At 67.5% G+C, this 11,930-nt stretch carries 14 protein-coding genes and 1 pseudogene; 9 read left to right on the top strand and 6 right to left on the bottom strand.

The window, feature by feature from the left end; genetic code table 11:
* Positions 1–60: 60 nt before the first annotated feature.
* The gene (locus OQF70_RS04860; RefSeq protein ID WP_280536189.1) at positions 61–1,392 is read right to left on the bottom strand and encodes a HEAT repeat domain-containing protein; all 1,332 of its coding nucleotides are present in this window, start codon (positions 1,390–1,392) and stop codon (positions 61–63) included.
* Positions 1,393–1,552: 160 nt separating this feature from the next.
* The gene (locus OQF70_RS04855; RefSeq protein ID WP_280536267.1) at positions 1,553–1,771 is read right to left on the bottom strand and encodes a hypothetical protein; all 219 of its coding nucleotides are present in this window, start codon (positions 1,769–1,771) and stop codon (positions 1,553–1,555) included.
* A 138-nt stretch (positions 1,772–1,909) separates the two neighbouring features.
* On the opposite strand from OQF70_RS04855, the gene OQF70_RS04850 reads away from it, so the two are divergent.
* Entirely contained in the window at positions 1,910–2,992 is a 1,083-nt protein-coding gene (locus OQF70_RS04850) for an NADH:flavin oxidoreductase/NADH oxidase (RefSeq protein ID WP_280536188.1), read from the top strand.
* A gap of 51 nt (positions 2,993–3,043) precedes the next feature.
* Complete coding sequence (locus tag OQF70_RS04845; protein ID WP_280536187.1) at positions 3,044–3,988, top strand: hypothetical protein; 945 nt, start codon at positions 3,044–3,046, stop codon at positions 3,986–3,988.
* Positions 3,989–4,114: 126 nt separating this feature from the next.
* Here the strand turns inward: OQF70_RS04845 and OQF70_RS04840 are convergent, their stop codons facing one another.
* The 3 genes from OQF70_RS04840 to OQF70_RS04830 all read right to left on the bottom strand — a co-directional run bounded on the left by OQF70_RS04840 (position 4,115) and on the right by OQF70_RS04830 (position 5,981).
* Entirely contained in the window at positions 4,115–4,534 is a 420-nt protein-coding gene (locus OQF70_RS04840) for a hypothetical protein (protein WP_280536185.1), read from the bottom strand.
* On the bottom strand, positions 4,531–5,691 hold the full coding sequence (locus tag OQF70_RS04835; RefSeq protein WP_280536183.1) for a thiolase family protein: 1,161 nt from the start codon (positions 5,689–5,691) through the stop codon (positions 4,531–4,533). The genes OQF70_RS04840 and OQF70_RS04835 overlap by 4 nt, the downstream gene beginning before the upstream one ends.
* 95 nt (positions 5,692–5,786) lie before the next feature.
* On the bottom strand, positions 5,787–5,981 hold the full coding sequence (locus OQF70_RS04830; RefSeq protein ID WP_280536265.1) for a heavy metal-associated domain-containing protein: 195 nt from the start codon (positions 5,979–5,981) through the stop codon (positions 5,787–5,789).
* Positions 5,982–6,105: 124 nt separating this feature from the next.
* Here OQF70_RS04830 and OQF70_RS04825 point away from each other — a divergent pair, with 124 nt between their 5' ends.
* The 3 genes from OQF70_RS04825 (at position 6,106) to OQF70_RS04815 (ending at position 7,776) form a co-directional block, all read left to right on the top strand.
* Complete coding sequence (locus OQF70_RS04825; RefSeq protein WP_280536182.1) at positions 6,106–6,702, top strand: AsnC family transcriptional regulator; 597 nt, start codon at positions 6,106–6,108, stop codon at positions 6,700–6,702.
* Between the two features lie 85 nt (positions 6,703–6,787).
* Positions 6,788–7,123, top strand: a complete 336-nt coding sequence (locus OQF70_RS04820) for a DUF5798 family protein (RefSeq protein ID WP_280536180.1) — start codon at positions 6,788–6,790, stop codon at positions 7,121–7,123.
* 113 nt (positions 7,124–7,236) lie between these two features.
* Positions 7,237–7,776: a TIGR00725 family protein gene (locus OQF70_RS04815; protein WP_280536178.1), complete on the top strand. Its 540-nt coding sequence runs from the start codon at positions 7,237–7,239 to the stop codon at positions 7,774–7,776.
* 52 nt (positions 7,777–7,828) lie between these two features.
* Here the strand turns inward: OQF70_RS04815 and dph2 are convergent, their stop codons facing one another.
* Complete coding sequence (gene dph2, locus OQF70_RS04810; protein ID WP_280536176.1) at positions 7,829–8,872, bottom strand: diphthamide biosynthesis enzyme Dph2; 1,044 nt, start codon at positions 8,870–8,872, stop codon at positions 7,829–7,831.
* Positions 8,873–9,076: 204 nt separating this feature from the next.
* On the opposite strand from dph2, the gene OQF70_RS04805 reads away from it, so the two are divergent.
* The 4 genes and pseudogenes from OQF70_RS04805 to OQF70_RS04790 all read left to right on the top strand — a co-directional run bounded on the left by OQF70_RS04805 (position 9,077) and on the right by OQF70_RS04790 (position 11,870).
* Positions 9,077–9,727 carry a dienelactone hydrolase family protein gene (locus tag OQF70_RS04805; RefSeq protein ID WP_280536174.1) on the top strand — a complete coding sequence of 217 codons (651 nt, stop codon included), beginning with the start codon at positions 9,077–9,079 and terminating at the stop codon, positions 9,725–9,727.
* Between the two features lie 123 nt (positions 9,728–9,850).
* Entirely contained in the window at positions 9,851–10,225 is a 375-nt protein-coding gene (locus OQF70_RS04800; protein ID WP_280536172.1) for a YlbF family regulator, read from the top strand.
* A gap of 84 nt (positions 10,226–10,309) precedes the next feature.
* Positions 10,310–10,987 (top strand): annotated as a pseudogene (locus OQF70_RS04795) (hypothetical protein); the annotation flags it as partial.
* A gap of 253 nt (positions 10,988–11,240) precedes the next feature.
* Positions 11,241–11,870, top strand: coding sequence for a transcriptional regulator (locus OQF70_RS04790; RefSeq protein WP_280536171.1), 630 nt, complete (start codon positions 11,241–11,243; stop codon positions 11,868–11,870).
* The last annotated feature ends 60 nt before the right edge of the window (positions 11,871–11,930 follow it).

Genomic DNA, 11,930 nt, shown 5'->3' with positions numbered 1-11,930 from the left:
TCTGGCGCGTGTTCGCTTATAAAACTCCGGAGAAGAAACGGGGTCGAATACCGAAACGACTTACGTGGGCGTTGCAGCGGTCTCGAGGGCCGTTTCGGCCTTCTCGGCCTCGGTTTGAACGATGAAGACGCGTTCGTCGGTGTACTCGGCGACCGCCTCGAGGGCGTCCGTCGTCCCGATCTGGCGCAGTGCCCAGGCGGCCGCGGCGCGGACGTCGTCTGAGTCGTCGGACTCGAGGGTCTCCGCCAGTGGTTCGATCGCGCGTGCATCGCCGAGGAGACCGAGCGCGCGGGCCGCATACGGGCGAACCTGGTCGTTCTCCATCTCGAGTTTGTTCGCGAGCGGCTGCACGGCCTCGGTCGCGCCGATCTCGCCGAGCGCCTTGAACGTCACCTTCTGGAGCTGCGGGTCCGAGTCCTCGTCGACGTACTCGACCAAGGTCTCGGTGGCCGCCTCGGCCGCCATCTTGCCGAGGATCCGGATCGCCGGCTTCTCGCGTTTGCCGGCCCGCTGGAGCATCCGGTCGACCGCGTCGTCGGTCGCCGCGCGTTTGCCCATCCGTTCGAGGGCCTCGAGACAGTGTCGTTCCATGAACTCCGACTGGAAGGCGTCGAGCGCGAGGAGGATCATCTCGACGTTGCCCTCCTGTTCGTGGACCTTCAGCGCGGACCACTCGACCGGGTAGTCCTTGTAGTGGCCGAGCACGTCGTAGAAGCCCTGCGCTTGCAGCTGTTCGTTCGTCTTCAGGTCGTCCCACTCCTCGGCGGCCTCCAGGTCGTCCGATAGCGTCTCGACGCTCTCCACGAGCGCGTCGATCGTGTCGGCGTCCGCGTCCGCATCGAGGTCGGCGTCCGCGACCGCCTCGGCGATGGACTCGAGGGTCAATACGAGCGCCTCGACGTCGTCCGTTTCGGGCTCGACGTCGACGTCGATCTCGTCTGCGACGTCGGCAGCGAACGACTCGATCGCGGCCTCGACATCGACGGTGCCGGCGTCGGTCCATTCCGTGTCCTCGATCGTCTCGATCGACGTTTCGATGGACGCGACGACGTCTCCGGCGTAGGGACCACGAGCGTCCTCGAGGTCGGCACGGAGGTCGTCGATCCGGGACTCGAGCGCCTCCTGGGGATCCGCGGCATCTTCGTCCTCGTCCTCGGTCTCCGCGTCCCCCAGGTCGGCGTCGGTGAGCGACGATTCGGCGTCATCGAGAAGCGCCTCGACGTCGTCGAGATCCGCCTCGGTCTCGGCGTCCGCCAATAGCGTCTCGATCTCGTCGAGATACTCGGTCAGGCTCTCCTCGGTGACGTCCTCGGGGAGCTCGGGTGCCGCCGCGTCCTGTTCCGTTGACGCCTCCTCGGGGGCGTCGTCCGCGTCGTCCTCGCCGTTGCTCATATACCGAAACTGCGCGCGTAGTCCATTAAGTCGTTTCCCTTCGCGCGTCGCCGCGGTTGGTCACCCACGAACCGACTGGCCACCACGAACTGACTGACCACCCACGAACCGATGAGTGCCACGTGTGGTCGCGGTCGACTCCCGTCGACGCCGTCGATCGCTACCGTTCGGGTTCGACGGCGAGATCGGTCGCGATCCAGCCGTCGGTATTATCAGCTTCGGAGAAGACACGTTTCCCCGGCGAGGTGCGAGAGACCGTGACTGCCGGGCGTGAAAACGTTTCAGCCGGATCGTGGTCGTTTCGTCGATCGCCGTCACCGACGACGGGTCCGTCGGCCGGCGTCGGTCGATCGCTGTCGGTCCCGTTCCCGTGGGGCATTATCGGTCCGTATTTCGCTCGAACACATAACGGTTTTGGCCGGCCTAAATAGGTAGGTGATCAGGAACGTCACCGATCTTCGGCGCTGCCCTCGTCGGCGATCGGTGCGACTTACCGTTCCGGAACCGTTGGTCCGATATGCCGTCGTTGTTCTCCCCGGTCACGCTCCGGGATACCGAGATACGGAACCGCGTGATGGTGTCACCGATGTGCCAGTATTCCGCCGAAAACGGGTTTCCGACGGAGTGGCATCGGGTCCACTTGGGATCCCGCGCGGTCGGCGGTGCCGGGATCGTGATGACTGAGGCGACCGCCATCGAACCACGGGGGCGGATCTCCCCGCAGGATCTGGGAATCTGGTCGGACGACCACGCAGAGGCGCTCGAGCCGATCACCTCGTTCATCCGGTCGCAGGGGGCGACGCCCGGGATCCAGCTCGCACACGCCGGCCGGAAGGGTTCGACCACACGACCCTGGGAGGGACACGACCCGCTCGGGCCCGAGGAGGGCGGCTGGGAGACGATCGCCCCAAGCGGGCCGTATCCCTATCCGGACGCCGAGCCGCCGCGTACGCGGACGATGGATCACGACGCCGTCACGGACGTGATCGACGCGTTCGTCGCCGCGGCCGAACGTGCGCTCGACGCCGGCTTCGAGATCGCGGAGGTCCACGCCGCCCACGGTTACCTGCTTCACGAGTTCCTCTCCCCCGTCGCAAACGATCGGGATGACGAGTACGGCGGAAGCTTCCGGAACCGAACGCGACTGACGCGGGAGGTAACGGCGGCGGTCCGGGACGTCTGGCCGGACGGCAAGCCGGTCTTCGTCCGGGTCTCCGCGACCGACTGGCTCCCCGACCGTGAGGCGTGGGACCTCGCGGACTCGATCCGGCTGGCGCCGGCGCTGGCCGAGGCGGGTGCGGACCTGATCGACGTCAGCAGCGGCGGCACCCATCCGGATCAGCAGGTCCCCGAGGCCGGACCGGGCTACCAGGTTCCGTACGCCGAGTCGATCCGTGAGGACACCGACGTGCCGGTCGCGGCGGTCGGCAAGGTGACCGAGCCGACCCACGCCGACGCGCTCGTGCGGAACGGACGTGCGGACGTGGTCGCGCTCGGCCGGGAACACCTCCGCCATCCGCAGTGGGCGCTCGAGGCGGCCCACGAACTCGGCGCCGAGATCGAGTGGCCGGTCCAGTACGGCCGCGCCCGATTCGAGTAGCCTCGTCGTCTCCCCACCCCACTTTTGGTGTGGGACGACGTATCCCGGATAATGGCTCCCTCCGACCGCGATCGCCCCGACGAGACCGGACCGACCGATGATGAACCCCTCGAGGACCGGCTCGCCGAGCTGACCGACGTGCTCGCCGAGCTCCGGTCGGACCTCGAGGCCGATCGTCGGGGGTCGGGGCGATGGTTCGGTTCCGACAGCTCGATCTCGGGGTCGGACCGACGTCCTCCGTTCCGTCCGCCGAACCCGGTCGAGCTGTTGCGGCTCACCGAACGCTACACGATCCCGACGTTGATCGCGCTCCTTGAGACGACGATCCGGTCGCTCGAGCTGCTCCAGGCGTCGCTTCGCCTCGCGGATCCTGACGGCAAGCTCCGTCCGACGGACGATCGCTCGATACCCGGGCGTCGCGGCAGCGATCGATCCCGAACCGGGGACGATCGGCTTGCGGACGTTCGCGACGGCGCGGCCGCCGGGCTCACGCGGTCGCTCTCCGAGCTTCACCGTGCCCTCTCGGAGTCGGATCTCCCGCGAGAGGAAACCTCCCGGGAGATACTCGAGGACGCACGCGAACTCACCGCCGAGATCGAGGCGCGACTGGCGGACGCGGAGACCAGTGATCGAGCCGGGACTCCGGATCGATCCGGGCGCGATTCCGCGGCGGAGCCGGTCTCGATCGACGTCACGGAGCCCACACAGGACGCCGATTCGGACGACGATCAGAACGGAGGACCGGACGACGGGCAGGACGAAGGCACGGACACGCCCGGCGTCGACGTCGACGCCGAACTCGAATCGATAAAGCGGAGTCTCGATGACGACGACGTCTCGGAAGCGACCGACCGGGATGAGACGAAACCGGACGGGACGAAACCGGACGAGACGAAACCGGACGAGACGAAACGGAACGACGAGACCGATGGTGATACTGGGGATGGTTCCGGAAGCGTAGACGAGGATACGGACGAGGGCCTCCACCGGGACTGACGGGTGACGACGTCATACTGTACCGGAGGTCGGGCCCGCAGTCCGATCGTATATCCAGCCGACGATGTGCCGATCCCGGTGTACACCGGTGATGGACGCTTCGACTCCGGGACGCACCGATCCCGACTACTCGATCGGCTCGAACCGGAACCCGTCCCAGTCCTGGCTGTCGGGCTCGCGGATCCCGGCGTCGGGGTCACGGAGCTCCTCGACGTAGACCGGCGTCACCGGATCGCCGACCGCGACGTCGGTGTCCTCCACGACCTGGCCGATCGCTCGGACCGGCGGACCGTCGTATTCCGTGCCGAGATCGAACTCCACGATCGCGAGGGTGTTGGGCGCGCGCACGCCCGGCGGCGTCGCGGTCGACTTCGTCCAGGTGACCACCGTCGCGTCGTACTCCCGGAGGTCGACCGTCCCGACGCGCTCCGCCCCGTTCGGGCCGACCGGATGCGGCGGGTAACTCACCGTGCCGTCCGCGTACTCCGCCGCCTCGAAGACCGGGTCGTCGGTCTCCTCGTCGCCCGCGGCGTGCGACCCGCTCATCGTCCCGCCTCCATCACGGTCGTCGTCACGCAGTTGCCGAACCCGCCGACGTTACACGCCAATCCCACGTCGGCCTCGACCTGCCGTGCCCCGGCCCGTCCGGTCAACTGGGAGAATATCTCGTAGACTTGGGCGACGCCGGAGGCACCGAGCGGGTGCCCCTTGGACTTCAACCCGCCGGAGGTGTTGATCGGCAGCTCGCCGTCCCGATCGGTGACGCCCTCCTCGACGGCGCGCCACCCCTCGCCCTTCTCGAAGAAGCCGAGGTCCTCGGACTGGAGGAACTCCAGGATGGTGAACATGTCGTGTAGCTCCGCGACGTCGACGTCGTCGGGCCCCATCCCGGCCATTTCGTAGGCGATGTCGCTCGAGTCGACGACGCCGCCCATCGTGGTCGGGTCCGCGCGCTCGTGGACGACGTGGGTGTCGGTGGCGCCGCCGATCCCCGCGATCGTGACGTAGTCGTCGGCCGGGACGTACTCCTCGGCGACCGATTCCGGGCAGAAGAGGAGCGCGGCCGACCCGTCCGTGATCGGACAGAAGTCGTACAGGCGCAGCGGGTCGGCGACGATCGGCGACTCGAGGACGGTCTCCAGATCGACCGCCTTGCGGAACTGCGCGTGGGGGTTGTCGACGCCGTTGCGGTGGTTCTTGACCGCGACTTTGCCCAGCGACTCGCGGGGCGCGTCGTAGGTCTCGAGGTAGTGGCGGGCGGTCAGTCCCGCGAACGAGGGGAGCGTCACGCCGTGTTTGTACTCGACCGGATGCGTGAGCGAGGCGATCACGTCGGTCGACTCGGCCGTGCTCCGATGGGTCATCTTCTCGCCGCCGACGAGCATCGTCAGCTCGGAGGCGCCGGAGGCGACCGACTGCCAGGCGGCGTACACGCCCGCGCCGCCCGAGGAGGAGGTTTGGTCGATCCGAGCGGTGTAGGCGGGCGTCGCCGCCAGGTCGTGGGCCAGCGCGTTCGGGATGCCGGTTTGGCCCTCGAACTCGCCGCTGGCCATGTTCGATACGTACAGGTGGTCGAGCTCGCTCGCGTCGACGCCGGCGTCGGCGAGACAGGCCGTCCCCGCCTCCGAGAGGAGATCGAGCACCCACCCGTCACGCTCGCCGAACTGCGTCATCGACGCGCCGATGATCGCGACACGGTCCATACCGGTCGATGCGACGCCCCGGTCGTATACCTTCCCCTTCCCGTTCCGGTTCCCGTCGCCGATCCCGTCCTCGCGGGCGAATCCCGTGGTGAGCGTCAGGCGTCGACGACCTCGTAGCCCGCGTCGTCGATCGCGGCCACGACCGTCTCGGTCTCGGGGTCGCCGGAGACCGTGACGATCCCGGCCTCGTGGTCCGCGGTTGCGTCCTCGACGCCGGGGACCTCCGAGAGCGCCTCGACGACTGCGGTTTCGCATCCGTCACAGGCCATTCCTGACACCGTGTATTCCATCATACCGATACCTTGGGCCCGATGATTGATGTCGATTTCCCTTTCGATCCGAATTCGATCACCCCAATTCGAACCAGAAACCCATAGTCGATCGAGGTTTAAACCTGTATAGCCAAAGCGTCCTATGCGAACCCTCGACGACACCGACCGCGAGATCCTCGCGCTGTTGAGCGAGGACGCCAGACGCCCGTTCAGCGACATCGCCGACCGCGTCGACCTCTCGGCGCCGGCGGTCTCGGACCGTGTCGATCGACTCGAGGAGATCGGCGTGATCGAGGGATTCACGCTTCGGGTGGATCCCGGAACGCTTTCGAGCGGCGTGGCCGTGCTCGTCCGGCTCGACCTGCCGCTCTCGGTCGTCGACGACGCCTACGGTGCCCTCCGCAAGCACGACCGCGTCGACCACGCCTTCAGAACGGTCGACGGCGAGGTGGTGTGTACCGCCACCCTCGATCCGGCGGCGGTCGGTGACCTGCTTGCGGACGTCCTCGACGACCCCGACACAGCCAGGGACGTCTCGGTGCGACTGCTCGAATCCCACGCGTGGGATTCGACGATCGGCCCGGACGTCGACCTCACGATCGACTGTGTGGAGTGTGGCAACTCCGTCACCGAGGAGGGGGAATCGGCGCGGATCGACGGCACGCTGTATCACTTCTGTTGCGGGTCCTGTCTCTCGCGGTTCCAGGATCGATACGACCGGATCGAGGAGGGCGCGTGACCGGATCGGGAGAACGGAGGCGGATCAGGATCACGGTCGGTCCGCGAACGGAAACGCACACATACCTCCGGCCGTATCGGAGCGTATGGGACTCGGCGGCACGGCCAAGAAGATCCAGACGCTCGCGGAGAAGGCGGAACAGACCTATCAACGACTCAACGATCTGCGCGAGGAGGTCGAAAAGACCCAGGAGACGGTCACCGAGACCGGCGATCGGGTCCGCCAGCTCGAGACCGAGATGGCCGAACAGCGCGCGGTCCTGGACGCGGTCGCCGAGGAGGTCGGCGTCGACCTCGAGGCGGTCAGCACCGACGCACACATCACCGAGGCCGAATCGGATGACGAAGCCGACGACGCCGGCGATGACGGCAGCGCCGACACGGACGACGGTGACGGTGAGACTGCCGACGACGACTCCTGACCGGCGTTGAAACGACGCCCGAACGACGCTTGAACGGCCTCGACACGGCGCCGCCATTGGGAGCCGAACCGGCGAACCGATCCGCCTAACTCGTTCTTCGGCCAGGTTCGGATATGCGCGTCAGCGTCATCGGCGGGAGTTCGATCGACGACTCGGAGGCACGGATCGCCGAGGCGGTCGGCCGCGAACTGGCCGATCGGGGCCATACCGTCGTCTGTGGCGGCCTCGGCGGGACGATGGCGGCCGTCTGTCGCGGCGCCCGGACCGCCGACGATCCGGCCGAAACGATCGGGATCCTCCCCGGTAACCGCCGGTCGGCCGCGAACCGGTTCGTCACGGTTCCGATCGCGACCGGGATCGGCCACGCGCGGAACGCGCTCGTGGTCCAGAACGGCGACGCCGTGATCGCACTGGCTGGAGGCGCCGGAACCCTCTCGGAGATCGGAATGGCCGCCGCCTACGACCGCCCCATCGTCGGACTCGGAACGCACGACTGTGATGGGATCGATGCACTTGATCGGTTCGAAGCGGTCGAAACGCCGGCTGAAGCGGTCGCGGCTGTCGAGGAGGAGACCCGCAGGATGGCCGTCGACGAAGCTGTACTCGACGACGCAGCGGTCGACGAGGCGTCGATCGACGACGATCGGAGCTGAGAACTTCCCTCGGTCGCACGGCGAGAAAAGCCTTGTCAGGGGGCGAGGGACGTCACCAAGTGCCGTGGAACGTGTCGAACTCGATGTCCTCGAGGGGACGCTGGCCGACGGCGGCCTCGTACTCGCCGGGCGTCAACATCGGCTTGTGGAACTGCGGGCCGTCGTCGGTCGTGATCCGGGGACAGCCCGTGTTGACGAACGCGTCCATGTCGAAGTTCCGGAGCCGATCCGGGGTGACCTCGTCCATCGTGATGAGGTAGGCGTCGTCGTTGTTCTCGAGGATCTCCTCGGCCTGTTCCCAGCGGCCCTGTCCGATCTTCGTACAGAAGATCACGCCCCACGTTTCGGCATCCATCGCCCGGTGAACGGCGCCGTAGCGCTGTTTGAGGAACTTTTCGTGGTCAGCGATCGTCACGACGTTATTGACCGGGTCGGCGATCACGACGTTCTTGTCGGGATGTTCCATCGCGAGCCCCACTGGGTGGAACTTCCCGCCGCCGACGTACAGCACCTGGTCGGCGTCGATGTCGGCCGACGCGTAGTTGCAGCCGAGCACCTGTCCCTCCTTGGTGAGTCGGTCGTCGCCGCGGCGCGTGTGGACCTCGTAGCCGCGCTCCTCGAGCCATTCGGTCATCTCGTCGAACCGGTTCATGTGCTGGGCGGTCGTGACGAGACCGACGTTCGGGTCCACGTCGGTGTCGGCAAGTTCCCCGAGTGACTCCTCCATGATCGGGAACGGGTCGACGTTCGAGAAGAGGGGGACGTAGATGATCTTGTCCGACTCCTTCATCGGCGTGTGACCGAAGTGGACGAAGACGTCGGTTCGCCGCATCAGGTAGGTGTCGAGGTCGCAGGCGCCGTAGCAGGGCTGCCCGGAGAGCATAAACGTAACGTCGTCGGGCGCGCGCTCGCGAAGGTCGTCGGCGACCTTCGGGCCGCGCCGCTTGAGTCCCTCGGGGAACTGCAGTCCGACGGTCGAGGCGTCCCGCTCCTCGATCGCGTCGATGACGCGCTCCAGCTCGTAGTCCCACTCCCGGTCGTGTTTGAGGGCCATCCCCGTCCGCGTGAGATCGCCTTCCGTTGACCCGCCGCTCATACCCGATCGATACCGTCCACGACGGTTAAATCGCCCGTTCGGGCCCGCTATCCCGTGCCGTTCTCTCGCACGCCGGCGCCGCCACCGGTCTCGGTCCCACCAGCCTCGCCTCCACCGGTCCCGCTCCAACCAGCCTCGCCGCCACCGACCAACATCGCCGTCCGAGCCGACACGCACATCCCGACGGCGGGCGAATGAGGGGGTATGAGCGAGATCCCGCTTGAGCACGTCCACGTCGCGCCCGATGACGACCCGGCCGGGAAGCCGGCGGTCTTCGTCCTTCACGGACGCGGGGCCGACGAACAGGACCTCCTGCCGATCGCCGGCGAGCTCGGCGACGACGTCCACGTGGTCAGCTTCCGGGCCCCCGACCCGCTTCAGGGCGGATACACGTGGTACGAGCTCGACCTCTCCGACGGCGGCCTCCATCAGAGCCAGCCGGATCCGGAGGACTTCAGACGGAGCCTCGATGCGGTCGCCGAGAGCGTGTCGGCGGCGGTCGACGCCTACGACCTCGATCCGGATGCCCTCGGACTGCTGGGGTTCAGTCAGGGCGCGATCACGAGCCTGAGTCTGATTCTCGAGTCGCCCGAGACGTTCGCGTGGGTCGTCGGGCTGCACGGCTATCTGCCCGACTCCCATACCGACCTGGAGCCGGACGGGATCGCGAACAAACCCGTCTTCATCGGCGGCGGAACCGGTGATCGTGTCATCCCGATCGAGCGCGTTCAGGGCGCGGCCGAGCGGTTCGAGGAACTGGGCGCCGACGTCACCTCCGAGACGTACCCAGCCGGTCACGGGGTCGGCCCCGACGAACTCGCCGACGTCGTCGCGTTCGTCGACGCCCATCGCTGACGCAGCGCCGATGATTCGGTACCGGACGCACGCCATCGGACGCCCGGTGTCGGTGTCCGGTGTCGGAAACCCGGATCCGTCGCATCCGGCAGGTTGAAACCGTCGCATCACCAACCCAAACCTATGAGTGCCGAAGCGATCACCGTCGAGGACCTCGGCCGACAGCTCGGCGACCGGATCACCCAGCTTCCGGAGTACGAACGGTTCGAGGCGGCCAGGACGGCGGTCGAGAACGACGACGCGGTCCAGGAGAAGATCGACGAGTTCGAGGGGCTCCGCCAGGAGTTCATGGCCGCCCAGCAGACCGGCCAGGCGACCCAGTCCGGACTCAACGAGGTCCAGCGCGTCCAGGAGGATCTCCACTCGATGCCGAAGATGGCGGAGTACCTCGACGCACAGGAGGAACTGACCGACCGGCTTGCGGCCGTCAACGAAGCGATCTCCGAGCCCCTCTCGATCGACTTCGGCGGCGAAGCCGGCGGCTGCTGTCACGACTAGGCCGTCGACCGTCCGATCGTACCCAGTCCGAGTGGCGCGTTCCCGTTCCTCCACCTTTTTATTCGATGCCGAGCCACCGGCCCTATGATCGCGGTTGCCGGCGGGAAAGGCGGGTGTGGAAAGACGACGACCACCCTCGGGCTCGCGCGGACGCTCCCCGGACCGATCCGTGCCGTCGAGGGCGACTGGGACATGCCGAACCTCCACGCGCTCGCCGGGGCCCCTCGTGACCCCACACACACTCCCGGTGAGACACAGCGCACTCCCGGTGACCTCCCACACACTCCCCGTCAGTCCCAACCGGCCCCGGGAGAGCCGTCGACCCGCAGCTCGACGATCGGCCACCGACTCGACGACAATGTTCAGGTCGTCCCGCCGCCGATCGATCCCGGCGACGCGGACGCATCCCGTCATCTCGAGCGCTGTCGTGAGTCGAGTAGCGAGTCGGTCGCCGCGACGCTCGTCGACTGCCCCTCCGGGGCCGGCCCGGACGCGGCCGTGCCGCTGTCGGTTGCCGATCGGACCCTGCTCGTGACCACGCTCTCCCCGCCGGCGCTTCGCGATACGGCAACGACCGCCGCGATGGCGCGGCGGCTTGACGCCGACCCGATCGGTGTCGTCGTGACGCGGGCCGAAACCGTGCCGGAAGACGTCTCGGCGCTCCTGTCGACACCCGTCCTCGGCGCCGTTCCGGCCGTTCGCCCGCCGGTCGTGTCCGACTCCCGCGTGCGCGCCGCATACCGGGAGATCGCGGACGAGCTCCGATGGTCGATCGGTGACGACACGTCCCCACGATCGATCGGGAACCGGAGTGAGGACGTGGTCCCGACGACCGAGCGCACGCCCTCAGCCGATCCACGGGCTGATCGGACGGCACCCGATCCACGGGGTGATCGAGCGGCGCCCGGTCCACGGGACGACCGGACGACGTCCGGCAGACGGACGACCGACGTCGACCCGTCGAACTGGGCGTATCCGCGATAAACGGTTTAACCCTGGAACGCGTAGTCGACCTATGGCGCGGCTCCCGACCGGAATCTCCGTTCTCGACCGCCAACTCGGCGGCGGCATCCCGAGCGGGAGCATCGTCGCGCTGACGGCGTCGCCGGCGAGCCAGGTCGAGTTGTTCCTCTACGAACTCACGGCCGCCCGCGGCACCCTCTACCTCACGACGATCCGGTCCGAGGAGGCCGTTCGTGACGGGATCGAACGGTCCACGACGCGCGTCGGCGACCCGACGATCCGGGACATCGGCGGGGATACCGCCCTGGATCTCGACCACGCAAACGACCTGATCGCGACGCTTCCGGAGGAGGCGAACCTCATCATCGACGCGGTCGACCCGCTCGAACGCCACGACACCGCCCGCTACCGACGGTTCCTCAACACCTTACAGACGCATATGACCAACACGGGCAGCGTCGCCGTCATCCACGCGATGAAGGGCCGGGACATCCCGTCGAACCGCGATCTCACGGAACACGTCGCGGACGTCGTGTTCGATCTCCACACCGAGGTCACCGCCAACGAGGTCATCAATCGCCTCGCCGTGCCGAAGTTCCGTGGCGGCGCCGCCCTCGACGAGCCGGTGAAGCTCAAACTCGCGGAGTCGGTCACCATCGACACGAGCCGCGACATCGCCTGAGGGCGTGTCCGTCGTTCAGCCGCTGGGTGGGTGGATCCGTTCCCCCGCTTCAGCCGCATC

It is taken from the genome of Halopenitus sp. POP-27 (genome assembly GCF_029889855.1).
Classification (GTDB): Archaea; Halobacteriota; Halobacteria; order Halobacteriales; family Haloferacaceae; genus Halopenitus; species Halopenitus malekzadehii.
This window is presented reverse-complemented; position numbering and strand designations above follow the sequence as displayed.